This window comes from Streptomyces sp. NPDC048001, from assembly GCF_043203115.1.
In the GTDB taxonomy this organism is placed as follows: Bacteria; Actinomycetota; Actinomycetes; order Streptomycetales; family Streptomycetaceae; genus Streptomyces; species Streptomyces sanyensis.
In genome coordinates this window covers 146,421-172,678 of record NZ_JBIDBN010000010.1, presented here as the reverse complement: position 1 = coordinate 172,678, position 26,258 = coordinate 146,421, and the positions used below count along the sequence as shown (strand labels likewise).

Below are 26,258 nucleotides of genomic sequence, written 5' to 3'. Positions count from 1 at the left end.
CTGGGAGCTTTGTTAGGGAACCGATAGGTATGTCGTTCTCGTCTAGCACCGGGGCCAAGCGCTCACACAGGACACTGGTAGATGGTTCGGACACCGCCGGCCTCCTACGCCGAGGCCGGCGGTGGTACGTGTACGGCACGCATCATGCGGCATGGCATAGGCATGGCGCCATGGCGCGTGGCACATGACTCATGGAGGAGGCACGGTGGCGGGCGAGTCCCCCGACAGGTCGGAGCAGCGGGAGTCGTCGGGGGAGACGGCGGGGCGCGAGGGCGACCCGCGTCTCGCGATGTTCCGTGAGGGCCCCCCGGCATCCTCGGCCCCCGCGGCCACGGACCAGCGCACGGCGGTCTTCCGCCTCCCCGCCCCGGCGGGCGAGGGGGACGACCGCGAGACCGGTTCCGCCGGGGCGCGCGACGGCCGCGCCGTGCCGTCCGGCGAGGACGGCACGGCCGCCGAGGAGGCGGGGCGCGACGGCGATGTGCGCCTGCGGGACGCGGTGGCCGAGTGGGTCGCGACGGAGGGTGACGGGGACCGGGAGCCCGACGGCACCGACCGGGGTGACGAGGGTGACGGGGCGGGCCGCCCGGCGGGCGCGAAGACGCAGGCCGCGGGCGCCGCCGAGCAGAATGCTTCCTTCCGCGTCGCGGACGCCCCTGCCGGGGGCGGTCGCGCCGCGGCGGGCCCCTCCGGCGACGCCGGGCCGGACGACGGGGAGGCCGCGCGGGCGGACCGTTCCGGTGCCGGGGTCGCGGCGGACCCTGCCGATGCCGATGCCGATGCCGATGCCGATGCCGATGCGGAAGCGGATGCGGAGGCCGGTGCAGAGGCGGGTGCGGAAGCCAGTGCCGGCGCGGAAGCGGAAGCGGGTGCCGGGGAGGCCGACGCGGAGGCCGAGGCGGACGTGCCCGTCGGCGGCGGGGCGTCCGGGGGCGGGGAGGGCGATGCGTCCTCCCGTGGCCCGGTGGACCAGCCGACCGCGGTGTTCACGACCCGGCCGCGTCCCACCGTGGACCAGCCGACCACGGCGCTCGTCGTACCGCGCGGCGGGGACACCGAGGGCTCCGAGGGCTCCGGGGAGGCAGGGCGCCCCGCCCCGGAGGACGGCCCCGAGGACGCCGGGGGCACCCCCCGGGACGCCGCCGCCGAAGCCGACGACTCCCCGGACTCCCAGGCCCCCGAGGACTCGAAGGACTCCGGGGCTGCCCAGGCCGCCCAGACCGCCGAGGCCGGGGCCGACGACGACCCCGAGGGGGCAGAGGACGCCAAGCGTGCGCAGGGCCCCAAGGACGCGCAGGGCCCCAAGGACGCGCAGGGCCCCAAGGACGCACAGGGCCCCAAGGACGCACAGGGCGCCGGGGACGCCGGGGGCCTCCGGGGCCGGGGCGCCGCAGGGGCACGGGCGGACAGCACCTTCGTGCCGCTCCTCCGCGACGACAGGGCCGCCCCGGCAGCCCGCCGGACCGCCTCCGCCGACGCCCCGGAGGTCGACGCCCCGGAGACCGACGCCCCCGGCACCGCGTCGGCCTCCCCGGCACTCCCGGCCGCCTCGGCCGAGCGCCCCGACGGCGGCGACGCCGCCCCCGCGGCCCTCGGCGAGGCCGAGCGGACCAGGCAACAGCCCATGCCGCCGCTCGGCGCGCTCGATCTGCTGGCCGAGCTGACCAACACTCCGCCTCCGCCGGAGACCCCGGCCCGGACCGTGGTGCGCCGGATCAAGATCTGGACGCCACTGGTCACCCTGCTCCTGATCGCCTTCGCGATTGCACAGGCGTTGCGTCCGCTCCCGACGCCTTCCCTGACCCTCGCCGCCGACGCGGAGTACTCCTTCGAGGGCGGGAAGCCGAGCCTTCCGTGGCCCGGTGAGGGGCAGGGGCAGATCGCGGTGTCGGGCCTCGGGGTCGTCGGGCAGTTCGGGGAGGAGAAGCCCGTCCCCATCGCCAGTGTGACCAAGACGATGACGGCGTACATCATCATGCGCGACCACCCCTTCAAGCGGGGCGAGGAGGGGGAGAAGATCCCCGTCGACGCCCTCGCCGAGAAGGAGGGCGGCTACGACGCGACCAACGACGAGTCCACGCTGAACACGATCAAGGAGGGCGACACGCTCTCCGTGAAGGACGCGCTCAGCGCGATCATGATTCCGTCCGCGAACAACGTGGCCCGGCTGGTGGCCCGCTGGGACGCAGGCTCCGAGGAGGCGTTCGTCAAGAAGATGAACGACACCGCCCAGGAGCTCGGCATGACCAACACCACCTACACCGACCCCTCCGGTCTGGACGCCGCGACCGTCTCCACGGCGGCGGACCAGGTGAAGCTGGGGCAGGCACTGGTCAAGAACAAGGCCATGGTCGACATCACCCGCCAGCAGGAGTGGTACGACCCGTCCGGGAAGCGCCACAGCAACTACAACACCCTGATGCCCAGGAACGGCGCCATCGGCATCAAGACCGGTTCCACCACCAAGGCGGGCGGCAACCTGCTCTTCGCCGCCTACAAGGACATCGGCGGCTCCACGCAGACGATCGTCGGCGCGGTCCTCGGGCAGCACAAGCCGTCCATCCTGGAGACGGTCAACGCCGTCAGCGAGGAGGTGCTGGTCGCCACGCGGGAGACGCTGCAGGCCAGGACCGTCGTCAAGAAGGGCGACGTCGTCGGGCATGTCGACGACGGGCTCGGCGGGCTGACGCCCGTGGTGGCGACCAAGGACCTGACGGTCGTCGGCTGGTCCGGTCTGACGGTCCGCTCCGGCATCACCGACGGCGGCAGGAAGGTGCCCGCCACCGCCGAGGCGGGCACGGTCGTCGGCAGCCTCACCGCAGGGTCCGGGGCCGGGACCATCAGCGTTCCGGTCGCCCTCCAACAGGACCTCGTCGAGCCCGGCTTCGCGCCCAGGCTGACCCGCATCGGCTGATCCGCAGGGCCCTCCACCCGCGCGGGCGTCCCGTCGGTGACGGGACGCCCGCGTGCTAGCGTCGCCGGGCAACCCGGGGGCCCTGCGGTGCGTCCTCCGGGTGAGGCGGGGAGCGCCGGACGCGAGGACGGCGGGACGCGCTCGACACGGGGCAGACGCAGCAGGACACAGGACGACGGGGAGAGCCGCAGTGACCACCGCCGAGCCCGTACGCGCGGACGACCGCACCACCGCCGCGCCCGGGCGGTCCTCCTCCGTCCGGCCCCCGCGGAGCCCCGGCGTCCCCTCCGGCCGGGCCCCGGAGCCGGACGGGGAAGCGGGCCGGGGCCCCGGCGAGGCCGGGCCTCCCGGTACGGACCCCGCGCCGCGGCCCGGTGCCCTGCGCCGGGTCGCACGCCACCCGGTCACCCTGGTCACGGCGACCGCCGCACTGCTGCACGTGGTGTGGATCCTGTTCCTGGCCAACACCGGGGGCGATCTCGCCGCGCAGGACGCCTGGGCGGAGTTCGTCGGCCGCCACCCCGACTCCGCGTACAACCTCGCCTGGTACGGGGGGATGCACCCCGTCTCCTACAGCGTGGTGTCCCCCTATGTGATGTCCGTGCTCGGGGTCCGGACCACGATGATCGTCGCGGGCACGGTCTCCTCCGCCCTGACCGCGCTGATCCTGCTCCGGCTGCCCTCCGTGCGCAACCCGCTGGCCTGCGGCTTCGCCGGGGTGTTCGCCTTCCTGTGCAACGCGCTCTCCGGCCGGGTCACCTTCGGCCTGGGCATGATGTTCGCGCTCGCCGCGGTGGGCGCCTTCTTCTGCTGGCCGCACCGCCTGCGCCGGAAGCGGTGGGCCAAGGGGGCCGTCGCCGCCCTGTTCGCGGGGCTCGCCACGGCGGCGAGCCCGGTCGCGGGCCTCTTCCTCGGCGTCGTCGCCGCGGCGCTGTTCCTGTGCGGCCGCCGCCCCGGTGCCTACGCGCTGGGACTCGCCCCCGTCGCCGTCGTCGGGCTCTCCGCCTGGCTGTTCCCCTTCTCCGGGACCCAGCCCATGTCACTGGGCTCGACCTCGCTGCCGTTCGTCTTCGGGGTCCTGGTCCTCCTCCTCGTGCCCGAGGACTGGCACACCGTACGGGTGGCCTCCGCCGTCTACGCCGTGGGCACGCTGCTGACCTGGCTGATCGACTCCCAGATCGGCTCGAACGTGTCCCGGCTTCCCATGCTGTTCGCCGGTGTGGCGCTGCTGGCCGCCCTGCCGTTCACCGCGCCGCGCTCGCGCCGCTGGTACGCCGTGGTGGTGGCCTTCGCGGGGCTCAACGTCTGGATCGGCTACAAGAGCGTGGACGACATCGTCCGCACCGCCCCCACCGCGTCCTGGAACCGCGAACTCGCGCCCCTCGTCGACCGGCTCCAGCGGGTCGGCGCGGAACGCGGCCGGGTCGAGGTCGTCCCGGCGAGCAGCCACCGCGAGTCGTCCGCCCTCGCCCCCTACGTCAACCTGGCCCGCGGCTGGAACCGGCAGGCGGACATGGAGCGCAACCCGCTCTTCTACGACAAGGACAGGCTCCTCACCCCGGCCGGCTACCGCGAGTGGCTGGACCGCTGGGCCGTCCACTTCGTGGTGCTGCCCGAAGGCCGCCCCGACCACAGCGCGGAGCAGGAGGCCGAACTCGTCGCGGACGGGCTGCCCTATCTGACCCGGGTGTGGGGCGACGAGAACTGGCAGCTGTTCGCGGTGAAGGACCCGGTCCCGCTCGCCGACCCCCCGGCGACCGTGCGTCACGCGGGGGCCGGGGAACTCACCATCCAGGTGACCTCCCCCGGCCGGGTGCTCATCCGGGTCCCCTACTCGCCGTGGCTCGGCCTGGTGGCGGACGACGGCACGAGCGTCGAGGGCCCCCGGGAGACCGAGGCGTCCAAGCTCCGCGAGGACGGTCCGAAGACCTTCGAGAACCCCCACGGCTGCCTGACGAAGTCCGAGGAGGACGAGGAGGGCGACGAGTGGACCGAGCTGCTGGCACCCCGCGCGGGCGTCTACCGGCTGGCCGCGCCCTACCAGCTGCCGCGCGGCACCCCCTGCCCGGACGAACTCCGCTGACCACCGCGTCCCGTCGGCGGACAGCGCCGACCGGCCCGGCACTTACCAGCGTTCACACTTACGCCCGCTCGCGGGCTCGTGCATAGTGGTCCGCTCCGACGGTACGACGATCAGTCGGTCAACAGGGTCCGGTGCGATATGACCTGCGAACGGAACAGTGGCGTCCGCCCCCGGCGAGGCCGCCGCCCCCGCCACGGCCCGGGCGCGGTCCTCCTGGTGCTCCTCGCCCTGCTGCCCCTGGCGTCCGCCTGCGCCCCGCCCGGCGGCGAACGAGGCGCCGCCCCGGGCCCGTCGGGCGGGACGGCCCCACCGGGCGGGATCGAGATCGGCGGCGTCCCGCAGCGGATCAGCCCCCCGCCGCGCCCACCGGAGGGGACCGGAGCGGGCCCGCCCGTCACACCCCGGCCCAAGGCCCCGCCCACCCCCGGCGCCCCTGCCTCCGCCGCGCCGACCGGCCCGGTGTACATCGCCTGGGCCGGGCCCGGCTGCTCCGGCGGGGGCGGCTACAGGGAGGACGGGCGCTACGGCGACGGCGCCGAGGGCTGGTACACCGTCGGGGCCGGCGGACACCGGGGGGACGGCTGCGACGGCAGCTTCACCGCCATGCCGATGTCCGGCGAGGCCGGCCTGGACGGCGGGGGGAGCGCCACCTGGAGCTGGTACGTCGGCAGCGGGTACCGCACCTGCACCGTCGCCGTCGTCGTCCCGGCGGGCGAGCGCGCCCGGGACGCTGCGGGCAGCCCCTCCGTCTACCACGTCCTCTCCGACCCGGACGATCCCGCCAGCGTGGAGCGCTCCTTCGACATCGACCAGGTGGCGCTGCGCGGGCAGGGCGTCGTCGTCGAGCGGGTCCCGGTGCACGACCAGCGGCTGACCCTGCGGCTCCTGGACCGGGGCCGCGGCCGGGGCCTCGCCCACCACGGAGCGGCGCAGATCCGCGCGGAGTGCCGGCCGTGACTGCGGGGCCGGGCGCTGCCCGATCCCCGCAGTCCCGGTTCTCCCGGCCCCGGTGGCGGCGCGCCTTCCGTTCCGGGTACCGGCAGCCGGGGCACGGGAAGTCTGCCGAGACACGGGGCAGCGCCGGGGAAGAGGCGGATGACAGCATCCGCGTATGACCACGGACCAGGCCGTCACCTTCCGCCCGTCCTCGGCACGCGGCCTGGGCGTCCTCGCGGGACTCGCGGGCGCCGGGGCGGCCGCCGCCGTACTGCTCGCGGTGCGTGCGGGCGTCCTTCCGCCGGACAGGCCCGCCGCCGCTCTCGTCGCGGTCCTCGCCCTCGTCCTCACCGCGACGGCCCTCGGCGCCCTGCACGGTGCCGTCGCACGGGTGCGCGGCGACTCCGACGGCCTCCACGTCCGCACCCTGCTCCGGCGCCGGAGCACGGCGTGGGCGGACGTGGCCTACTTCTACGTGCGCCGCTACGACCACCGGCACGGAACCACCCTGCGGCTCGGTGTCGCCCTGCGGGACGGACGGACCCGGCTGCTGCCGATGCCGTACGGGGCCGCGCTGCGGGACGAGCGCTTCGAGGCCCGCGCCGAGGCTCTGCGCGCGCTGCACCGCCGCCACGGAGCACCCGCGGCCGAGCACCGCCCCGTGGTCTCCCACCGCACCGCCGGCGCCGGCGGGTGGGTGTTGTGGCTCGGGCTCTGCGTGCTGCTGCTCGGCGGATCCTTCGCGGTGGCCGGGACGGTGTCCGGCACCGCCGTCCACGAGCGGGCCTGGCAGTCGGCCGCAGCCTGCCCGGACGACGACGAGCCGGCCGGGGCGGGGGGAGGGCCCGCGGCGGACTGCCTGACCACCGTGTCCGCCGTGGTCGAGCGGGCGGTAGAGGAGGGGCGGCACCGCGGCCGCCTCCACTTCGCCGACGATCGGCCGACGGCCGACGCCGCCGTCACCGAGGACGCGGCCCGGGCCTTCCGCCCCGGTGACGCCGTCCTCGTGACCGTCTGGAGGGGCCGTCCGATGGTGGTGGCGGGGGAGCACCATGTGTGGCGCGCACATGTTCCCGGCACCTCGGCGCAGGCGGTGGCGTCCGGAGTGCTCCTGCTCCTCGCGGGCTACCCCGGGGCACGGCTGCTCCAGCACCTGCGGGGGCGCCGGCTGCGGCCCGAGGAGGTCCTCCCGTCCGTCCTGCCCTTCGTGGGCGCGCTGCTCGGCACGGCCGCGTGGCTGCTGCCGCTCTGCTACGTCCACCCCACCGACCCGCTCGGCCCTCCGGAGGCGGTCGCCTGGGCGGGCATGGGGACGCTCGCCACCCTGGGGCTGCTGGCGGCCGCCTGGCGCGCCACCCGGGTCCGGGAGCCGCGGGACGATGTGGCGGGCCCCCACGGGGAGGACGCCGCCGCGCAGCACGAGGTGTTCCTGCCCGCCCGGTTCCTGGACGAGACCGCGTACAACCCGTACGGGTTCGGCACCCATGTCGTCATCGGCGGCGGTGAGCCCGCCGTGGTGCCGCACCCCGGTCCGGGGCGCTTCGCGGCGAGGCGGATTCCGGCGGAGCGGCTGACCCTGGCGGGAGTGCGGCGGGCCCGCGGCGAGGACGGGGACAGCGTCCCCCGGGACTGGCACATCGCCGAACTCGACGACGGGGGCGCGCCGGTGCGCCTCGCGGCCTCTCCCGGGAACCTGGCCCGCATCCTGGGCGCCCTCGGCACCGCGCCCGGGGGGACGGCGCACCCCGCCGGTGCTCCCGGCACCGCGCACGCCCCGGGACCGCCCCCGCCCGCCTGATCACCGGGCCGGGCCGCCCCGCTCGCCCTCCGGCCGCGGCACGTGCGGTCACCGCCCGTCAGCGGCGGGCCCCGCCGGCCGGCGCCCGCCGCTCTTCGGACCGGCGGCGCAGGGCCAGTCCGAAGGCCGCCGCGGCGATCAGCGTCGGCACCGCGGGCAGGACCGCCAGGTTCGCCAGCCAGTCCGCATTCAGGTGCTCGGTCCTGCCGCTGGTGTACCGGCACGTGGCCTGAGGAGGGAAGAACCCGTACTCCAGGGTGGCCGGGGGATGCACACCCCACTCCCCGCCCGCCGCACAGGCCGAGGACGGCCCCGTGAGCAGCGGCCACCCGACGGGCACGTAGAGGAGCAGGAAGGCGGAGCCCATCGACAGCAGCGTCGCCCCCGTGCGGCGCAGGTCCGCGGCCGGAGTCGTCGGCACCACCAGCGGGCCGCCGGGGCGCGGGGCGAAGCACTCCGCGAGGAGCGCCCCCAGCAGGCAGACCACCAGCACGCCCATCGCCGCCCAGAGCAGCACGGCGAGCACCGTGCCGCTCCCGACGGACGACACCTCCCCGCCCTGGAACTCGCAGACGGTGGCCGGGGGATACGCCCGGTAGCGCACTCGCAGGAGCCCGCCGGGCCCCTGCACCAGCCCGTGCATGCACCGCTCGTCGAACTCCAGCATGCCGAAGAGCGCGACCAGGGAGCCCACCACCACGACGGTGAGGGAGACCCCTGCCCCCGCCCACAGCCCGCCGGTCCGGTACCTGCCGTACGCACGTATCTGGGACATCCGTGCACGGTAGCCGACACCGGCCCCGGCGCCGTCCGGGGGCCGACCGCCGCGTACGGGCCCGGTGGCCGGCCGGGCCGGTACGCGCGGGCCGCGGCCCGCAGGGGACCTGACGCCCCGCCGGACGCGGTCAGGCTCCCCGCACCGTGTCCGCGAGCGCCGCCGGGTCCTCGGGCAGGGTGTCGCCGCGCCAGGCGACATGGCCGTCCGGCCGTACCAGCACGAAGGCCCGCTCGTACAGCTTGGCGACCTCCTCGCCGCCCCCGCCGCGGACGGTGAGCGGTATCCCCCTCTCGGCGAAGGCGCGTTCCACCCCGCCCGTCTCCGCCTGCCCGGTGAGGACCAGCAGCACGAAGCCGCGCCCGAACAGGTCCAGGGTGGAGGTCGAGCCCTCCCACCAGGCGTGCGCGGCGCGGTAGCCCGGTTCGCTGCCGGGGCGCCAGTCGGCCGTCGGCTTGCCGTGGCGCACCGGTACCCCGGGGTCCTCGACGATCAGCGGCGAGCGGTAGCGCAGCCCGAAGTGGATCTCCGGGGCGTCGAACTCGCGTTGTGCGCCGCTGTTCCTCAGGCGTTCGGCGGTCTCGGCCCGGGCCCGGTCGCCCTCGGGCCCGTCCACCAGGATGTCGGGCGGCAACTCCCGGCCCAGGGTGCGCTGGAGGTTCCGGTTGGCCTCGTCGAGGCTCTCCACGGCGATCGGCCTGCGCTCCGCCTCGTAGGTGTCGAGCAGCCGGGGACCGGCCCAGCCGTCGAGGGCCGCGGCCAGCTTCCAGCCGAGGTCGGCGGCGTCGGCGATGCCGGTGTTGAGCCCGAAGCCGCCGGACGGCGACAGGGTGTGCGCCGCGTCGCCCGCGAGGAGGACGCGCCCGGCGCGGTAGCGGTCGGCGACCCGGTGGGTCAGGTGCCACTCGCCGTCGCCGAGCAGTTCCACGGGGACGTCGAGGGCGACGGCCTGCCGGATCAGCTCCTCGGCGCCGACGCGGGCCACCTCGTCGGCGCCCACGACCAGGTTGTACAGGTCGCTGCCGTCCAGCGAACGGAGCGGGAAGCGCAGGGTCGGGGAGAGCATCAGGAAGTAGACGAGCGCGGCCCGTTCGCCCAGGCGCTCCCGCAGCCCGGGGGCCCGGAAGAGGATGTTGCGGAAGACCTGCGGCCGGTGGCGCGGCGGTGCCTCGATGCCGCAGGCCCGGCGGATCGGCGAGGCCGCCCCGTCGCAGGCGACGAGGTACCGCGCCCGGACCGTGCCGCTCGTGCCGGCGGCGTGGTCGGTGAGCACGGCGTCGACGTGCTCCTCGCTCTGCTCCACCCGCTCGACGGTCGTGTTCAGCCGCAGCGGACCGTCCGGGTGGACGCCCACGGCCCGGGTCAGGACCGGGTTCAGCCAGTGCGCGGGGCAGATCTGGTCGGGCTCCGGCGTGTGCGCGAAGGCCGGGCGGTCGCCCGCGGTGCCGCGCCGGTAGCGGTACACCTCGTGGCCGCCGACCCGGGTCACCCAGGCGATGTCCAGCGGGTGGTCGGCCGGCCAGCCGGCGTCCCGGATGGCCCCGGCGAGTCCCCAGCGGCGGAACAGCTCCATCGACCTCGGGCCGATCGTGCTCACCTTGGGGTGCCGGACCGTGCCGTCCCCCGCGTCGGCGACCACGCAGTCGATCCCGCGGTAGGCCAGGTCCAGGGCCAGCGCCATCCCGACGGGGCCGCCTCCCGCGATCAGCACGTCGGTCCGTGCACCGGAATGCCTCATAGCGTTCCTGCCCTTCCTCATGGGTGCGTCCGGGTCGCCCGGGTCGTCCGGGTCGCTCGTGGGGTGGTCAACCGGGCTCGGGGGGCGCCCCGTCGACCGGGCCCGGCCGCGGGGCGGGCCCGGGCCGGGGGGCGCCGGGAGGGCGGGACGGACCCTCCCGGCGCCCGCCGGGGCTCAGGGGCGCTCGGCCGTGACCAGCAGGCAGCCGAAGTCGTCCACGCCCGCCAGGTCCGCGGGGTGGAACGCGGCGTCCCCGAAGCCGAAGTTGCCCTCGTCGAGGGCCGCGGGACGCTCACCGGACGACCCGGCCGGGTCGGTCAGCTCCCGGCCGGTGCGCAGCGTGGTCTGCTCGGTCACGTCGAGCAGCTCGCGCACCCGCAGACCGGTGCGGTGGAGCATCGGCACGTAGTCGTCCACGTCGGCCATCGTCGCCATCAGCCCGCGGCAGAAGCTGTCGATGCCCGGGTGGCGCACCTCCTTGCGCGGCGCGCGCTCGAAGACGTCGGTCAGGACGAGCCGGCCGCCGGGGACGAGCACCCGGGATATCTCGGCCAGCACCTGCTCCCGGTCCGGCATGTGGCAGAGCGACTCCAGCGCCATCACCGCGTCGAAGGACCCGTCCGCGAAGGGCAGTTTCATCGCGTCGCCGTGCTGGAAGACGGCCCGGTCGGCGACCCCGGCCTCGGCCGCCAGCCGGTTCGCCGTCCTGATCTGCTCCTCGCTGATGCTGATGCCGGTGACCCGTGCGCCGGTGCGGTCCACCACCCGCAGGCCGGGTCCGCCCACGCCGCAGCCCAGGTCCAGGACGTGCGAGGAGCCGTCCACGCCCATCCGCTCGATGAACACGTCGGTGAGGCGGTCCATCGCGTCCTCGATCGACGCCTCGGAGTCCGGGGTGTCCCAGTAGCCGATGTGCACATTGGGGTTGAAGGTGCCCTCCCGCATGGCGTTCAGCGTGAGCCGGTCGTACAGCTCGCCGACGGCCTCCGGGACGGGCGTGTTCACAGCGGGATCGGTCATGGCAGCGGCCTTTCGGTTCGTGGGGTGCGGGGTTCGTGGGGTGCGGGTCGGTGCCGCGGCGCCGGTGGCGCGCAGGTGCCGGGCCCGGTGGGCGCCGGGGCGGCCCGGGCCCCGGTCCGGTGGCGGCCGGGGTGCCGTCGAGGGGCCACCGCCGCGTCCACAGCATCGCGCCGCGGGGGCGGCCGTGCGGCGGGGTGCGGCAGAACCCACGCGTTCACGCGGGTGCCGGGCGCCCGCCGCGCGGCCGCGCGGCGGCCCGGGCCGTGTGCACCCGCCCGCGGCGGGGCGCGGCGGGGGATACGCGGGCGGGCGGCGGGGGTGCTCAGACGTCGGAGGCCACCCCGGCACCGGGCACGAGCCCCCGCTCGATCTCCCGGCACCGTGCGTAGTCCGGCAGCAGGCCCTCCTCCCGGGCCCGGGCGAGCGTGGGCGCCGCCCGGTCGCGGTCGGAGAGCACGGGCTCGAAGTCCCCGGTGACGGGCAGCCCGAGCGCCGGGTCGAGCGCGGACAGGGCCAGTTCGTTCTCGGGCACATAGGTCCCGGAGAGCATGTACGCCATCACGGTGTCGTCCTCCAGCGCCACGAAGGCGTGGCCCACGCCCACGGGGAAGTAGCCGGCCCGGTGGTCCTCCTGGTCCATCAGGACCGCGTCCCAGCGGCCGAAGGTCGGCGAGCCCACCCGGATGTCGACCACGATGTCCAGGGCCCTGCCGCGCGCGCAGTACACGTACTTGGCGGTCCCGGGAGGCGTCACGGTGTAGTGGATGCCGCGCACCACGCCGCGCCGCGACACGCTGTGGTTGGTCTGCGCGACGGGGAACAGCGGTGCCCCGTGCGCCTCCTCGAACGCCTCCCGCTGGAACGGCGAGAGGAACCGGCCCCGTTCGTCGGGGAAGACGCGGGGGGTGAACTCCAGCGCGCCCTCGACGGCGAGTTCGCGTGCCTTCATGACTGCTCCCGGGGGTCGGTGGTGGTGTCTCGGCGGGCGGCGCGCCGGCGGGGTGCCGGGGCGGGCGGAAGCAGGGGCCTCACAGCGTCTCCAGCACCTCGCGCAGCGCGTGGACGACCTTGTCCTGGAGGTCGAGGGGGAGCGAGGGGTACATCGGCAGCGAGAAGATCTCGCCCGCCAGCCGCTCGGTGACGGGGAGCGAGCCCTCGGCGTATCCGAGGTGGGCGAAGCCGCTCATGGTGTGCACCGGCCAGGGGTAGCTGATGTTGAGGTGGATGTCGTAGGCCCGCAGCCGCTCGATGATGTCGTCCCGCCGGGGGTGGCGCACCACGTACACGTAGTACACGTGCTCGTTGCCGGGGGTGGTGCGCGGCAGCTCCAGCGAGGTGCCGGCGAGGCCCTCGGCGTAGCGGCGGGCGACGGCGCGGCGGCCCTCGACGTAGCGGTCCAGGCGCCGCAGCTTGCGGCGGAGGATCTCCGCCTGCACCTCGTCCAGGCGGCTGTTGTGGGCGGGTGTCCGGAGCGTGTAGTAGCGCTCCTCCATGCCGTAGTAGCGCAGCTGCCGCAGCCGCCGGTCCACCGCGGCGTCGGAGGTGAGCACGGCGCCGCCGTCGCCGTAGGCCCCGAGGACCTTGGTCGGGTAGAAGGAGAAGGCGGCCGCGTCGCCCGTCGTCCCGGCCAGGGTGCCGCCCCGGCGGGCGCCGTGAGCCTGGGCGCAGTCCTCCAGTACGGCGAGCCCGTGCCGGTCCGCCAGCTCCTTCAGCGGGGCCATGTCCACGCACTGCCCGTACAGGTGCACCGGGAGCAGGCAGCGGGTCCGGTCCGTGACCGCCGCGGCCACCTGGTCGGTGTCCATGAGGAAGTCCTCGGCGCGGACGTCCACGAAGACGGGGGTGGCGCCCGCGGCGTCGATGGCGACCACGGTGGGGGCCGCGGTGTTCGACACGGTGATCACCTCGTCGCCCGGCCCGATGCCGAGGGCCTGGAGCCCGAGGGTGAGGGCGTTGGTCCCGTTGTCGACGCCGACGCAGTGGTCCGCCCCGTGGTAGGCCGCGAACTCCTCCTCGAAGCCGCGCACGCTCGCGCCGAGCACGAGCTGCCCCGAATCGAAGACCGTCTCTACGGCGTCGAGGATGTCCCGGCGCTCGGCCTCGTACTCCGCCAGGTAGTCCCATACTCGCGTGGTCATGCGTATGCCTCTCGAAGAGCTGCGGCGGGGGCCGTGGTCCGGCCGGGCGCCTGGGATGGGTGGTGTCTCGACGGCGCGGCCCTCACCGCGGTCCGCCGTCCTGCCGGGCCAGACCGGCGACGGTGCGCCGCACCCCCTCCGCGAGGGATGTCCGGGGCTGCCAGCCGGTGGCCGCCCGGAACGGGGAGGAGTCGATGGTGACGCTCTCGAAGTCGGTGGTGGGGGCGTGCGACGGCGGCGCCACGGCCTCCACGGCGACGGGCGTGCTCCCGGTGGTGTCGGCCACGGTCCGCGCGACCAGCCGGAACACCTCGCCCAGGGCGTCGCCCCGGCCGGCGCCGATCAGCCAGCGGCCGCCCACCAGCGGCTCCGGGTGGTCGAGCGCCGCCGTGAACGCCTCGGCGACGTCGGCGACGTGGACCAGGTCCCGCCGCACGGTGCCGTCGTGCCACATGGTGAGCGCCTGGCCCGAGAGCGCGCGCCGCACCATCGCGGAGACGACCCCCCGGTCGGCGGCGCCCGCGGCCGCGCTCTCCCCGAACACCGTGGGCAGGCGCAGGCCGATGCCGCGGACCCGGCCGTCCGCCGTGGCCTGGAGCAGGGTCCGCTCCGCGGCCAGCTTCTGCCGGTCGTAGGCGGTCCTGGGGTGGTCGGGCTCGGTGCCGTCGAGCGGTTCCCGCGGCGGGACGCCGACCTGCGAGGCGGCCCCGCCGTAGACGACCAGCGGGGGCGCCGCACCGGCCCGCGGGCGCAGCACCTCGACGAGGTCCCGCATCACGCCCACGTTCACGCGCTCGGCCCCCGGATCGGTCTCGGCCGCCCGCCACCCGCCGTCCCCGAGCAGCAGGTGCACCACCGCGTCGGAGCCCGCGACGGCCTCGGCGAGCGCGGCCCGGTCGGTGAGGTCGGCGGTGACGGCCTCCGCCGCGGCCCGCCCGGGCGGCGGCGCGGTGGGCCGGCGTGCCACCAGCCGCAGGCGGACCGGGCGGTCGGCCAGCGCCCGGACGACGGCGGAGCCGACGAAGCCCGAGGCGCCGAGCACGGTGACCAGCGGGCCGGCCGTGGGGGTGTCCTGCATGTCACATCCCTCCCCGGGAGCGTGCCGCGACGGCGTTGAGGCAGGCCAGGAGCGTGCGGGCCTCCACGTTGAGGTAGTGGCCGTGCCGGGTGAGCGCCCTCAGCTGCGCCGGTGTGGCCCACATGTAGCCCGGTGGCGGGTCGAGCGCGGCCGCCGTCCCCTCGGCGTCGACCGCCAGATAGCGGCTGGTGGCCCCGAGGAAGCGTCCGCCCTCCTCGGAGTGGAGGGCCTGGTAGCGGATGCGCGAGGGCGGGGCGGCCAGGACGGCGTCGAGGAAGGGCGGCCGGTCCGCCGGGGGCAGGTGGGCGTGGTTGCCGGGGGTGCACTGGACCGTCGGCGCCAGCTCCACCGTGTCCAGGAAGCCCCCTTCGGCGCGGGCCTGGACCAGCACGTGCTCGACACCGCCGATCTCGCGGACCAGGAAGGCCGCCACCCCCGTGCCCACCGGTTCGATCAACGGCTGGGTCCACCCGGCGACTTCGCGGTTGGTGCCCCGGACCGCGACCGCGGCCACCCGGAAGTAGCGGCCGTCCTCGTGCTCGATCGCCTCGGGTCCCCGCTTCCAGCCGCGCACCGTGGCGAGGGGGATGCGGTGGGCGCGTACGTCCCGGCGGGAGCGCTCGCCGGTGAACCAGGAGAGCAGCTGGGCGTCGGAGAGCAGCGCACCGGGGGAGGTGTCCGGGTAGGGGGCGCAGGAGAGCACCGTGCGCGCGTTCATGTTCACCAGCAGGTCCCGGTGCAGGAGTTCACCGATCTGACCCAGCGTCAGCCAGCAGAAGTCCGGCAGCTCGGGAACGGCGTCCGCCGTCTCGACGATCATGTTCCGGTTGGACTTGCGGAAGAACCAGGAGCCCTGCTCGGACTGGAGGACGTCCACGATCACCCGGTCGGGGTCGGGCCGGACGAAGTGGTCGACGAGGCGGACGTCCGTCCCCCCGTGGGCCCGGGTGTAGTTGCTGCGGGTGGCCTGCACCGTCGGGGAGAGCTGGAGCAGGTTGGGGTTGCCCGGCTCCATCTTGGCCTGCATCAGGAAGTGCAGCACCCCGCCGATCTCCTTGGCCAGGATGCCCAGGATGCCCACCTCGGGCTGGCGGATGACGGGTTGCTGCCAGTCGCGGCGGGGGCCGTCGCCCGCGGGGCCGTCGTGCTCCACCACGTGCATGCCCTCGACGGTGAAGAAGCGGCCGCTGCGGTGCACCAGGTTGCCGGTGCCCGGTTCGGCCGACCACGCGTCCAGCTCCGCGAGCGGTATCCGCTCCACCCGGAAGACGTGCGCCCGGCGGCGCTCGGCCAGCCAGCCGGGCACCTCCGCGGTCGCGAGGTGCGCCCCGCGGACCGTCGCGGCCGACAGGGCGAGGCGCTCGGCCTGCTCGTGGTTCTCGCGGGGGCGCACCGCGGCCGGGGCAGGGGGCGGTGGACCGAGGCGGGACGGCATCGTGGAACTCCCTGTCTGCGTCTGCGGGTGTCTCGGCGGAGGGCGGACACACCGGCGGCCGACCGCCGGCGGTGTGTCCGCCCGGTCAGGTCCGGTGCGCGGTGATCAGCGCGTAGCCGGTGTCCGGGTGCTCCCCGAACGCGGTCATCAGCTCGGCCGCCTCGGTGAGCCGCTCCGCCGCCGGGGCGTCCGGCGAGGCGGCGATCTCCCGGAAGGCGGCCGCCGCGTGCCCGTAGCTGGGGCGCACCTGCTCGCCGATGTCCGCCAGCTCCCCGAGCCGCCAGCCGGACCGGGCCAGATGGGTGCGGTGCTCCTCGGGGGTGCTGATCGAGGCGATCTCGTACATGCCGAGCATCCCGTCGAGCAGTTCCCGGTCGACGCCGGTGAACGGCCTGCGCAGGCACAGGTCGGCGACGACCAGGCGGCCGCCCGGGCGGACCACGCGGTGCAGCTCCGCGAGGGCGGCGGTCCGGTCGCCGATGTGGAGCAGCGACTCGATCGCCCAGGCGCCGTCGAAGGACGCGTCCTCGAAGGGGAGGTCCACGGCGTCCGCGAGGAGGAAGGCGGTCCGGCCGCCGACCCGGTGGTCCCGGGCCCGCGCGGACGCCTCGCGGACCTGCTGCGCGCTCACGGTCACGCCCGTCACCCGGACCCCGCGGGAGGCGGCGATGCGCAGCGCCGGGACGCCGTTGCCGCAGCCCACGTCCAGCAGGTGCGTGCCGTGCTCCGGGGCGAGGCGGTCGGCGACCAGGTCGGTCAGCCGGTCGGTGGCCTCGTCGACGGGGATGCCGGAGCCGGAGCCGTCCGCCCAGTACCCGACGTGGATGTTGCCGCCGAGGGCGTCGGCGGTCCCGGCCTCGGCGAAGGCGTCGTATGTGCGGCCGACGTCCCCGGGGGCGGTCTGGGGGTGCTGTGTCATCGGTGCCTTCCTCGTGTGCGCTGCGGGGGGCCGGCGCTGCTCGGGGCGGCGCGGGCGGGTCGCTTCGGGTCGGGCGGTGCGGTCAGGTCAGGTCGGGCGGTGCGGTCAGGTCGAGCAGCAGGCGCGCCGGGCCGTGGAAGACCATGTCGTCGGCGTACTCGACCCGGTGGCGGCCCCGGTCCAGGCCGGGGAGCGCGTCGAGCAGCGCCCCGAGCCCGATCTCGGCCTCGGCGCGGGCCAGCGTCGCGCCGAGGCAGTAGTGGATGCCCACCCCGAAGCCCAGATGGCGGTCGGCGGGGCGGTGCACGTCCAGGACGTCGGGCCGGGCGAAGCGCTCCGGGTCCCGGTTGGCCGAGCCCAGCAGGGCGACCACCCTGCTGCCGCGCGGGACCTCGTACGGTCCCAGGCGGGTGTCCCGGCAGGCCCACCGGGTGACCGCCTGCACCGGCGCGTCCAGGCGGAGGAACTCCTCGACGGCCCCCGGGAGCAGCGCGGGGGAGAACCGGAGCTCGGCCAGCGCCTCCGGGTGGGCGCGCAGCGCCAGTACGGCCTTCGCCAGGAGGTTGGTGGTGGTCTCGTGCCCGGCGGTCAGCAGATGGACGCAGCTGCCCACCAGGGCGTCCATGCTCAGCGGCCCGCCGGCGTCCCGGGCGCGGACGAGGAGGGTCAGCAGGTCGCCGCGGTCGTCCTCCAGACGCTGCCGCGCCTCGCGGCGGAAGTAGCGGTCCAGCTCGGCGGCGGCGGCCTCGGCCCGCGGGTAGCCGCCCCCGCCCTGCCGGGAGCGGGTGCTGCCCGCCTCCTGGAGGGCCAGCGCCTGCTCGCGCAGCCAGCCGTGGTCCTCGGCCGGGACGCCGAGCAGTTCGGAGACGACGAGGAGGGGGAACGGGGCCGCGAAGTCCTCGACCAGGTCGGCCTCCCGCCGCCCGTCGAGCCGTGCCAGCAGGTCCCGGGCGATCGCCGCGATGCGCGGCCGGAGACCGGTGACGACGCCCGGGGAGAACTCCGCGCCCAGCAGGGAGCGCAGCTCGGTGTGGCGCGGCGGGTCCATGAACACCAGCCAGTTCTCGACCACGGTCCGCAGGGTGCGGTAGACCGCGGGGACGGGGACGGGCGCCGTGGCGGCGGCGCCCGGCGGCGCCGTCCCCGGGTCCCGGCCGTAGTCCCGGCTCGACAGCACCCGGACGACCGCCTCGTAGGAGAAGGCGTAGTAGGTGTCGGGCCCGTCCGCGGGCGCCGGGGAGCGGTGCACCGGGGAGACCTCCCGGTAGCGCCGGTACACCGGGTAGGGGTCCGCGATGTCCCTGGCGTCCCAGCCCCTCAGGTCGAACCGCGGCAGCGTCGCGGATGGCATGCGGTGGGTCTCCTTCGGTCGGCGGGTGCGGCGGGTGCGGCGGGTGCGGCGGGTGCGGCCGTTCGGGCCGTGCGGTGCGGGGGGTCCGGGGGTGTGCGGCCGTGCGGGGCGGTGGCCGCTCCGGGGCGCCCGGGTGCCCCCGGACCGCCTCACCGCGGACGGAAGTGGTCGGCCCAGAAGGCGCTCATCTCCCCCACCCGGGCCGGCACCGAGGGGCACTTGGCGCACTCCGCCGCCAGCTGGTCGAGGTGCAGCGCGATGCCGCGCCTGGCGACGTCCGGGCGGGGCACGGGGGCGGGGGGCGCGTCCAGTTCGAAGGTCGGCCCCGCGGTCGTGCCCCGGCGCCCGGAGGGCAGGGTCACCAGCAGCTCCGCAAGCGGCCGCATCAGGCCCGTCATCATGTCGATCGCCGCGTTCATCAGGTCCGACCGGCGCAGGCTGCCGTCCGGGCGCTCACCGAAGTGCTGGACCATCAGCCGGAGCGCCATCGCGTAGGCGCGGTTGAACAGCCCCGCGACCGTCCGCGCCTCGGGGTCGGTGATCGCCTCCATGGCGAGGCTCCCGCTCCCGAGGGTGGGGTTGCGCAGCACGGGGTACGCCGGGTTCCACGGCCCGGACCCGGGGCGGTCCCCCGCGGGCGTCCCGCGCAGCAGTTCGCCGATGCGCAGGAACGAGGCGTGGTGCGACTCCTCGGCGCCGCCGTCCCCCGGTCCGAGCACCCCGCCCTCGCCCTGCTCCGTGATGACGTCGACGGCGAACAGCGCGCTGGCCAGGTCGTCGACCTCCAGCTGGTAGTCGGGGTGGCGCCGGTCCACCGACTCCCGCAGGAAGAGGTGGTGCTCGCCGCCTCCCCGGCCCCTGTCGACCAGGAACAGGTCCGGGACGCGCTGAAGGCCCTCCCGGATCTCCGCGTACAGCTCGCTGAGCGAGGCGTAGGGGTGCCCCTCCCCGCCGGATGCCCGGAGGGCGCCCGCGGTGCCGCCCTCCAGGAGCACCTCGCCGGTCGGCTCCCCGGGCCGCTCGATCGCGGTGAACCGCTCGACACTGCCGGGACCCAGCCGCTCCAGGCAGAAGTCCAGCGGCACGGGCAGCTCGTGGTTGAGGGTCCCGAAGTCGATCCGCGGCACATGGAAGGGCTCGCCCACCGCGACGAGGATGTTGTTGACGAGGAGGAAGTGGATCATCTCCTCGCGGGCGATGCCCATCAGCATCCCGCGGATGCCCTCGTCGCGGGTCTCCCCGCCGTCGCCGCAGGCGAGCCGCAGCTGACCGGGCGTCCACAGGCCGCGCCGCACGTACTCCAGCCCGGCGCCGTGGGTGGGCACCGAGTACGCCGCGTACAGGTACTGGACCATGACGGCCAGCTCGATCGCGGCCGCCTCGCGCAGCAGCCGCACCAGCTCCCCGCGGGTGGAGACCCGCCCGCCGGTGCGCGGCGCCGCGGGACCGGGCAGCAGGACCGCCTCCGGTGCCTGGCGGGCCCGCAGATAGCTCAGCAGCAGCCGCGCCTTGGGCTCGGACAGGTCCCGCGTGGGCGGCATGTAGTACGTCTTCGCCTTGTTGCGCGGGTCGCACATCTGCCAGATGAGCTTGGCGTAGGTCTCCACCTTGCAGCGGTCCGCCAGGCTGAAGACCTCCTCCTTCATGAAGGAGTACAGGTGCTCGTAGGGGGCGAAGACCTCCCGGTAGACCAGGTCGAAGGTCGCCTCCTCCGGGCCGGTGCCCGCGAGGTGCCAGTCGTCCGGGAGCACCCGCACCGACAGGTGGCCGGCGCCGGGCCAGAAGCCGAGCGCGTCCGCGTGGTCGTAGCCGAGGGCCGCCGAGCCGGGCCGGTCCACCGCGCAGGGCAGGTCGTCCGGGCCGGTGGAGAGCAGGACGCGCGCGGTGCCGGCGGCCGCTCCGCGCAGCGTGAACCAGCCGCGGCCGGCGGCGTCCGTGTCCAGGGAGCAGGATCCCGACCAGGCGCCGGAGGCGTCCCTCCGGCCGGGCCGCAGCCGGACGGTCTCGACGTCCCCGCAGCGGGCCCCGGCGGCCCGCGCGGCCGGATCGCGGGGCAGCGCACGGGGGTTGAAGAACTGCCGCACCCCGATCCCCTCGACCGCGGCGGGGCGGCCCCGCACGAAGGACCGCACCGGCACCTCGGTGTCGTGCTCGGCGTCCTCGGGGCCGCGCGGATGCTCCAGGACGAGGGCGGCGTCGTCCACCTGGACGTTCACCTCGCGCTCGCGCAGCTGCACCACCGGACCGTCCGGCCCGGCCCCCACCAGCAGCAGCCCCTCCCCGGCCACCGCCTCGGCGGGCAGTTCGGCGGGGACCGTCACCAGGCCGCCCGTCAGGTCGGTGTCCGGCCCGAGGTACGCCCGCCGGGGCACCCGGGCGACCAGCCGGTCGCTGTCCGCGGTCCGCAGCTCCAGGTCGCCGAGGCCGCCCGCGGCGCCTCCGTCCGCCCCGGCCGCCCGGTCGGCCTCGGGCACGGCGGTGACCATGTTGAGGGTGACGCGGCCCTCGCCCACGGCGACGGTCAGGGGGCGCAGCGGGCCCCGGGCCCGGCCGGGGGTGCGGCGGTCCGGGACGAGCAGCCGGCCCGCCGGGTAGGTGCGCGGCTCGTCGGGCCGCCAGGGGGCGATCGTCCCGCGCAGCCGCCACCGGGCGGGGCCGTCGGCGGGCCCGCCGGCGGCGGGCGGCAGCAGGGCGAACTGCACCACCAGGCCGTCCGCGTCCGGGGCGGTCGCGGCGGTCCGGAGCAGCCGCGCGGCCGGGGAGGCGTCCGCCTCCGCCGACCAGCTCAGCCGCTCGCTCGCGGGTACGGCGAACTGGTGGACCACGGAGCGCGGCGGGCGCCCGGCCCCGTGCCCGGCGGCCCCGTCGCCCGCGGCGCCTCTGTCCGCCGCGCCCGCCGACGCGTCGCCGGGTGCCGCGAAGTCGTGCCAGCGCGGCGGGTGGAACCCGCTGACGGCCCCGGTGGCCATGTAGCCGACGTCGTGCGAGCGGCCGTCCCGGCCGAAGCCGAACTGCCCGACCATCAGCGTCGTGGTCCACGCCGACGCCGGGTCCAGGTCGAAGACACGGGCCCGGTTGACCGTGGTGGCCAGGTACTCGTTGTAGTGGCCCCACAGGTCCACCGCGCGCCCGACGACGGGGTCGCCGGTGTCGACCCCCTCCGTGTCCCACTCGACGCCGACGATCCGCGCGTCGACGGAGAAGTGGCCGTTGCCCGAGAAGTGGGCGCCCTTGCCCGGGCACCCGCCCCCCGCGCCGTGCGACGGGGCGTTGTCGGCCCCCGTGCCTCCCGGGGCCGCGGGGTCCGCGGCCCCGGCGTCCTGCCGGGTGGCGGACTCCCGCCCGAGGCGGTCGAGATGGGCGTGGTACTCGCCGGGCGGCCGGTGGGCCGGGAAGGGCTCCCCGTCGGCGGTCAGCGCCGTGTTGGTCGCCAGGTCCAGCAGACCGCCGCGCGGTCCGGTGGGCAGCCTGGTCAGCGCCGTCCCCGCGAAGTGCAGCCGGGGCAGGTCGAAAACGCTCATGCCGCGCCGCCCGTGCGGCTCGGCCGGGCACTGGCGAACACACGGCTGGCCCGCGGCTCGTACCACTCGATCTCGTGGGCCGCGTCGATCGCGGACTCGATCGCCCCCTCGATCCACGCGGGTTTGGCCGAGCAGTGCTCGCCGGCGAAGAACAGCCCGCGCTGCGGCCGGGCCGCCTCGCGGCGCTCCGCCTCGCGCAGGGCCGCCTCCTGGCCCCAGCGCACCGTGGCCGCGCCAAGGGACCAGGGGCGCTCGCCCCAGGCGAGGCCCGCCACGCCCAGGATCATCCCGTCCTGCCGCAACTCGGGGTGCATCACGGACAGTTCGCGCAGCACGACCTCGTTGCGCTCCCGCTCGCCGAGCCTGCTCAGCTCGTCGGCGTCCGGGCCGATGGCGTAGCTGGCGAGCAGGACCGCGCCGAGCGCCGGATCGCCCTCCGCGGGCGGGTAGTAGGTCTGCCGGACGTGTCCACCGGTGAAGGAGGCGCCGCCGCTGATGCCGTCCTTCTCCCAGAAGGGCTCCCGGCAGTGGAAGGCGATCTTCGTGGCGGGCCAGTACTTGGTCCCGTGCACGATGTCCAGCTTGTCCTGGTCGAAGCCGGTCAGCCGCATCCTCCGCAGCACCGTGAACGGGACCGTGCACACCACGTAGTCGCAGGAGCGGACGACGGTCCCGGCCCCCTGGCGGATGCGCAGGCGCACCGCGTCGTCCCGGACGTCGATGCCCACCACCTCCCGGCCGGTCAGCACCGGGCCCCGGACACGGGCGGCGAGCCGCCGCGGGAGCGCGTCCATGCCGCCGCGCAGGCGCACGATGGTGGAGCTGGTCTCGTCCAGCACGTCGTCCAGGAAGCGCTCCAGGCGGGGCGGGCAGAAGGACCGCACCTGGGGGTGGTCGGCGAAGAAGGCGTGCAGGTCGAAGCGGTTCGCCGCGGTGCCGGACCGGTAGGCCGACAGGTCGATGTGGTCGACCAGGTTGAGCAGCTCCACGTCTATCTCGTCGTGCAGCGCCTCGTAGAAGCGCCGCGGGGCGATGGCCCTGATGCTGGCGTCCAGCCACGCGCCGAACAGCAGGGTGTTCTCCCGGTAGCGCCGCTCGGGCAGCCCGGCGGAGAACTCCTCGACGAGCGTCTTGTGCGCGTCGCGCACCCGCAGGTACCCGGAGGAGCTCGGCAGGTAGGCGGCGTCGTCCGAGAACAGCGTCCGGAACTCGTGCACCTGGTTCTGCAGGCCGAGTTCGGCGATGTAGTGCATGGTCAGCCGGTGCCCCGCGGGAATCCGCATCGCGCCGAGCTCGGCGAAGGGCCCGGCGCCGCCGGGACCGAAGCGGTGGGTGCGGATACGGCCGCCGATCTCCTGGCTCGCCTCGACGACCTCCACGTCGTGCCCGAGGCGCTCCAGCTCGTACGCCGTCACCAGGCCGGCGATGCCGGCGCCGATGACGGTCACCTTCTTCGGCTCACCGACGGCGCCGTCCTGCCCGTCCATCTCCTGCAAGGGTGCCGCCACAGGTGTCCTCCAACTGCGCGATGTCCATGGCCGGGAGCATGTGTCCGGATGCACCCGGCCGTGCCGCCCGCCGCCGCGAGGGGCCGGGAGGGCGTGCCGGGGAGCGCCCGGCGGCCATTCTTTGCCGGACGGCGGCGCACCCGTATCCCCCGGCGGGCCCCTGGGCGGACGGGTTGGCCGCCTCCGCGGCGCCCGGATCGCGCCCCCGCCGCCGGGCCACCCTGCGCGAGTGCGCAGGGTTTCACCCGCCCCGCAGACCGGTGCCCCGGGCGGGGCGATGCTGGCCTGCGTGACCGGAGTGCCCGGCCGTGCCCCGCACCGGACCGGCCGGCGCGCCCGCGCACGGCTCCGGCCCGGAGCAGAGCCCGCGGGGCCCGCCGCGGACCGCACCCGGTCCGGCCCGCGGGCACCCCGGCCCACCCGGCGGGACCCGGCCGGACCGGCCCACCCGCGCACCAGACCCCACGGAGGCGACGTTGGCACGCGTGTTGATCGCAACCACACCGGCACCCGGGCATGTCGTCGGCATCCTGGACGTCGCCCGCGAACTCACCCTGCGCGGGCACGAGGTGCGCTGGTACACGGGCCGGTCGTTCCAGGGGCAGGTGGAGCAGGCCGGAGCCCGCTTCGAGCCCATGAGCCCCGAGCTCGACTTCGGCGGCAAGAGCCGCGAGGAGGCCTTCCCGGCCCACGCCGGGCTGACCGGGCTGACCAGCTTCACCGTCGGCGTCCGGGACATCTTCTACCGGACCGCGCCACGCCAGATGGAGGACCTGCTGGAGGTGCTGCGGCGGTTCCCGGCGGACTGCATCCTCGCCGACGACATGTGCTACGGCGCCTGCTTCACCGCCGAACGCACCGGCATCCCGCTCGCCTGGCTCGCCAACTCCGTCTACATCCTGGGCAGCAGGGACACCGCCCCCATCGGCTGGGGCCTGCCGCCGAGCGCCACGCCGCTGGGCCGCGCGCGCAACGCCGTGCTCCGGTTCCTCGGCGACCACCTCGCCATGCGGGGCATCCGCCGGGAGGCGGACCGGGTCCGCGCCGAGGTGGGCCTGCCCCGGCTGCGCGCGGGCGCGATGGAGAACATCACCCGCCCGCCCGCGCTGTACCTGGTGGGCACCGTGCCCTCCTTCGAGTACCCGCGCAGCGACCTGCTGCCCGGCACCCACTTCGTCGGCGGCCTCCTCGGGCTCCCCCCGGAGCACTTCGAGCCCCCCGCCTGGTGGGACGAGCTGACGGAGGACCGCCCGGTGGTGCTGCTCACCCAGGGCACCACCGCCAACGACGTCGACTGGCTGCTCGTCCCCGCCCTGCGGTCCCTGGCCGGCCAGGACGTTCTCGTCGTCCTCACCACCGGGAGCGAGGTACCCGCCGAACGCCTCGGGCCGCTGCCCGCCAACGTGCGGGTGGAGCGCTTCGTCCCCTACCACCACCTGCTGCCCCATGTGGACGTGATGGTCACCAACGGCGGTTACAACGGCGCCAACGCCGCGCTGGCGCACGGCGTCCCGCTCGTCGTCGTGCCGGGCTCGGAGGAGAAGCCCGACGTCGCGGCGCGGGTGAAGTGGTCCGGAGCCGGCGTCGTCGTCCAGCGGCGCGCCGTGTCCGAGACCCGGCTGCGCCAGGCGGTGACCAGCGTGCTCCACGACGGGCGCTACCGGCGCCGGGCCCAGGAGCTGGCCCGCGAGTACCGCGACAGCGACGCACCGCGGCGCGCCGCCGAACTCATCGAGTCCATGGCCGATACCCAGGGCCAGATCCCCACCGGAGGAGTCACACGGTGAACGTCACGACCAAGACCGGCCTGGCGGAGGCCCCCGAGGCGCACATGCCGACCGACCCGGGGCCCTTCGACTGCATGCCCGAACTGCTCGCCGCCGCACGGGTCGCCCCCGTCGTGCGGATCCCCTACCTCGGCCGGCACGCCTGGGTGGTGTGCGACCCGGAGCTGGTGCGGACCGCGCTCACCCACCCCCTGCTGGCCAAGGACGTGACCCTGGTCCCCGACTGGATGCGCAAGCCGGGCCTGATGCTGGGCTCCCAGCCGGACCCGGAGTTCGCCCGCACCATGATCATGAGCGACGGGGCGCACCACGCCCGCATCCGGCGGCTGCACGCCTCGATCCTGAGCCCGCGGAACACCGAGCGGTGGGGCGAGCGGGTCGAGGCCAAGGTGGGCGGCTTCCTCGACGAACTGGAGGCCTCACGCTCCACGGAGACCGCCGAGGTCAACGTCGTCACCGCGTACACCCACCGGATCCCGCTGGCCTTCATCTCGGAGATGCTGGGCCTGCCGCTGGAGGCGGAGCGCCGGCTGCGCAGCATCACCGACGTCATCCTCTACTCGGACGACTACCCCGCGCGCGGGGCGGCGGTCGGCGCGCTGTACGGGGCCGTGGAGAGCTGGGTGCGCGACCCCGCGCCGCTGCGCGAGGGGGTGATCACGGACCTGCTCGCCCCCGCCGACTCCCCGGAGGACCAGGTCACCGAGGGCGAGGCCATCGTCTGGACCTTCGCGATGATCATCACCGGCTACGAGACCACCGGCAGCCTGATCTCCGCTTCGCTCTTCGAGGCCCTGCGGCGCCCGCCGGAGGAGCGGCCGCGGACCGACGAGGAGATCAAGGGGTGGGTGGAGGAGGCCCTGCGGGTGCACCCTCCGTTCCCGCACCCGACCTGGCGGTTCGCCACCGAGGACATCGACCTCGGCGGCTATCTCATCCCCGAGGGCGCCCCGGTGCAGGTCAACCTGGCCGCGGCGAACCGGGGCCCGGAGGAGGGGCCCGACTGCTTCACCCCGGAGCGCCAGGGCAGGGGCCACCTCTCCTTCGGTCTCGGGATGCACTACTGCATCGGAGCCTCGCTCGCCCGGCTGGAGGCGCAGATCGCGCTGCGCGGGTTCCTGCGGCGCTTCCCCGAGGCGAGGCTGAGCCCGGCGACTCAGGCGGCGACGGAGGCGGGCGGCGGTGTGGAGTGGGAGTCGGAGTGGATGATCCGCCGCATGATCGTGCTGCCCGCCGAGGTGGGCTGAGCACGGTGTC

The 26,258-nt window shown here is 75.7% G+C and carries 17 protein-coding genes; 6 read left to right on the top strand and 11 right to left on the bottom strand.

The features are described from left to right. Nucleotides 1–184 precede the first annotated feature (184 nt). The 4 genes from ACGF15_RS20075 (at nucleotide 185) to ACGF15_RS20060 (ending at nucleotide 7,731) form a co-directional block, all read left to right on the top strand. Nucleotides 185–2,914: a serine hydrolase gene (locus ACGF15_RS20075; RefSeq protein WP_392800628.1), complete on the top strand. Its 2,730-nt coding sequence runs from the start codon at nucleotides 185–187 to the stop codon at nucleotides 2,912–2,914. Nucleotides 2,915–3,104: 190 nt separating this feature from the next. Further along, a complete protein-coding gene (locus ACGF15_RS20070) occupies nucleotides 3,105–4,997 on the top strand; it encodes an MFS transporter (protein ID WP_392800625.1) in 1,893 nt (630 codons plus the stop codon). Between the two features lie 138 nt (nucleotides 4,998–5,135). After that, nucleotides 5,136–5,954, top strand: coding sequence for an adhesin (locus ACGF15_RS20065; protein WP_392800622.1), 819 nt, complete (start codon nucleotides 5,136–5,138; stop codon nucleotides 5,952–5,954). 154 nt (nucleotides 5,955–6,108) lie between these two features. Next, complete coding sequence (locus tag ACGF15_RS20060; protein WP_392800619.1) at nucleotides 6,109–7,731, top strand: PH domain-containing protein; 1,623 nt, start codon at nucleotides 6,109–6,111, stop codon at nucleotides 7,729–7,731. 58 nt (nucleotides 7,732–7,789) lie between these two features. Here the strand turns inward: ACGF15_RS20060 and ACGF15_RS20055 are convergent, their stop codons facing one another. From ACGF15_RS20055 to ACGF15_RS20005, 11 genes are all read right to left on the bottom strand, one after another. Continuing rightward, on the bottom strand, nucleotides 7,790–8,506 hold the full coding sequence (locus ACGF15_RS20055; protein WP_392800616.1) for a hypothetical protein: 717 nt from the start codon (nucleotides 8,504–8,506) through the stop codon (nucleotides 7,790–7,792). Nucleotides 8,507–8,636: 130 nt separating this feature from the next. Next, nucleotides 8,637–10,244 carry an FAD-dependent monooxygenase gene (locus ACGF15_RS20050; RefSeq protein ID WP_392800613.1) on the bottom strand — a complete coding sequence of 536 codons (1,608 nt, stop codon included), beginning with the start codon at nucleotides 10,242–10,244 and terminating at the stop codon, nucleotides 8,637–8,639. Between the two features lie 174 nt (nucleotides 10,245–10,418). After that, nucleotides 10,419–11,264: an SAM-dependent methyltransferase gene (locus tag ACGF15_RS20045; RefSeq protein WP_392800610.1), complete on the bottom strand. Its 846-nt coding sequence runs from the start codon at nucleotides 11,262–11,264 to the stop codon at nucleotides 10,419–10,421. A gap of 322 nt (nucleotides 11,265–11,586) precedes the next feature. After that, nucleotides 11,587–12,213 carry a dTDP-4-dehydrorhamnose 3,5-epimerase family protein gene (locus ACGF15_RS20040; protein ID WP_345613336.1) on the bottom strand — a complete coding sequence of 209 codons (627 nt, stop codon included), beginning with the start codon at nucleotides 12,211–12,213 and terminating at the stop codon, nucleotides 11,587–11,589. A gap of 79 nt (nucleotides 12,214–12,292) precedes the next feature. Beyond that, complete coding sequence (locus ACGF15_RS20035; protein ID WP_345613334.1) at nucleotides 12,293–13,402, bottom strand: DegT/DnrJ/EryC1/StrS aminotransferase family protein; 1,110 nt, start codon at nucleotides 13,400–13,402, stop codon at nucleotides 12,293–12,295. An 82-nt stretch (nucleotides 13,403–13,484) separates the two neighbouring features. Continuing rightward, nucleotides 13,485–14,480 carry an NAD(P)-dependent oxidoreductase gene (locus ACGF15_RS20030; RefSeq protein ID WP_345613332.1) on the bottom strand — a complete coding sequence of 332 codons (996 nt, stop codon included), beginning with the start codon at nucleotides 14,478–14,480 and terminating at the stop codon, nucleotides 13,485–13,487. Between the two features lies 1 nt (nucleotide 14,481). Further along, on the bottom strand, nucleotides 14,482–15,915 hold the full coding sequence (locus ACGF15_RS20025; protein ID WP_392800605.1) for an NDP-hexose 2,3-dehydratase family protein: 1,434 nt from the start codon (nucleotides 15,913–15,915) through the stop codon (nucleotides 14,482–14,484). A gap of 85 nt (nucleotides 15,916–16,000) precedes the next feature. After that, on the bottom strand, nucleotides 16,001–16,834 hold the full coding sequence (locus ACGF15_RS20020; protein ID WP_345613328.1) for a cyclopropane-fatty-acyl-phospholipid synthase family protein: 834 nt from the start codon (nucleotides 16,832–16,834) through the stop codon (nucleotides 16,001–16,003). Nucleotides 16,835–16,916: 82 nt separating this feature from the next. Continuing rightward, nucleotides 16,917–18,185, bottom strand: a complete 1,269-nt coding sequence (locus ACGF15_RS20015) for a cytochrome P450 (protein ID WP_392800601.1) — start codon at nucleotides 18,183–18,185, stop codon at nucleotides 16,917–16,919. 149 nt (nucleotides 18,186–18,334) lie between these two features. Continuing rightward, entirely contained in the window at nucleotides 18,335–21,706 is a 3,372-nt protein-coding gene (locus ACGF15_RS20010; RefSeq protein ID WP_392800598.1) for a ferritin-like domain-containing protein, read from the bottom strand. Beyond that, nucleotides 21,703–23,214, bottom strand: coding sequence for an NAD(P)/FAD-dependent oxidoreductase (locus tag ACGF15_RS20005; protein ID WP_345613324.1), 1,512 nt, complete (start codon nucleotides 23,212–23,214; stop codon nucleotides 21,703–21,705). Before ACGF15_RS20005 ends, ACGF15_RS20010 begins: the two co-directional genes overlap by 4 nt. Nucleotides 23,215–23,699: 485 nt before the next feature. On the opposite strand from ACGF15_RS20005, the gene ACGF15_RS20000 reads away from it, so the two are divergent. Both ACGF15_RS20000 and ACGF15_RS19995 read left to right on the top strand, forming a co-directional pair. After that, nucleotides 23,700–25,001: a glycosyltransferase gene (locus ACGF15_RS20000; RefSeq protein WP_345613322.1), complete on the top strand. Its 1,302-nt coding sequence runs from the start codon at nucleotides 23,700–23,702 to the stop codon at nucleotides 24,999–25,001. Continuing rightward, entirely contained in the window at nucleotides 24,998–26,248 is a 1,251-nt protein-coding gene (locus tag ACGF15_RS19995; protein ID WP_362614089.1) for a cytochrome P450, read from the top strand. The genes ACGF15_RS20000 and ACGF15_RS19995 overlap by 4 nt, the downstream gene beginning before the upstream one ends. Nucleotides 26,249–26,258: the final 10 nt, after the last annotated feature.

Excerpts from the sequence above, each read along its gene's own strand:
- ACGF15_RS20065 (WP_392800622.1), top strand. The coding sequence starts at position 5,136 with ATGACCTGCGAACGGAACAGTGGCGTCCGCCCCCGGCGAGGCCGCCGC.
- ACGF15_RS20050 (WP_392800613.1), bottom strand. The coding sequence starts at position 10,244 with ATGAGGCATTCCGGTGCACGGACCGACGTGCTGATCGCGGGAGGCGGC.
- ACGF15_RS20015 (WP_392800601.1), bottom strand. The coding sequence starts at position 18,185 with ATGCCATCCGCGACGCTGCCGCGGTTCGACCTGAGGGGCTGGGACGCC.
- ACGF15_RS20060 (WP_392800619.1), top strand. The coding sequence starts at position 6,109 with ATGACCACGGACCAGGCCGTCACCTTCCGCCCGTCCTCGGCACGCGGC.
- ACGF15_RS20010 (WP_392800598.1), bottom strand. The coding sequence starts at position 21,706 with ATGAGCGTTTTCGACCTGCCCCGGCTGCACTTCGCGGGGACGGCGCTG.
- ACGF15_RS20075 (WP_392800628.1), top strand. The coding sequence starts at position 185 with ATGACTCATGGAGGAGGCACGGTGGCGGGCGAGTCCCCCGACAGGTCG.
- ACGF15_RS20035 (WP_345613334.1), bottom strand. The coding sequence starts at position 13,402 with ATGACCACGCGAGTATGGGACTACCTGGCGGAGTACGAGGCCGAGCGC.
- ACGF15_RS20025 (WP_392800605.1), bottom strand. The coding sequence starts at position 15,915 with ATGCCGTCCCGCCTCGGTCCACCGCCCCCTGCCCCGGCCGCGGTGCGC.
- ACGF15_RS20045 (WP_392800610.1), bottom strand. The coding sequence starts at position 11,264 with ATGACCGATCCCGCTGTGAACACGCCCGTCCCGGAGGCCGTCGGCGAG.
- ACGF15_RS20020 (WP_345613328.1), bottom strand. The coding sequence starts at position 16,834 with ATGACACAGCACCCCCAGACCGCCCCCGGGGACGTCGGCCGCACATAC.
- ACGF15_RS20040 (WP_345613336.1), bottom strand. The coding sequence starts at position 12,213 with ATGAAGGCACGCGAACTCGCCGTCGAGGGCGCGCTGGAGTTCACCCCC.
- ACGF15_RS20055 (WP_392800616.1), bottom strand. The coding sequence starts at position 8,506 with ATGTCCCAGATACGTGCGTACGGCAGGTACCGGACCGGCGGGCTGTGG.
- ACGF15_RS20030 (WP_345613332.1), bottom strand. The coding sequence starts at position 14,480 with ATGCAGGACACCCCCACGGCCGGCCCGCTGGTCACCGTGCTCGGCGCC.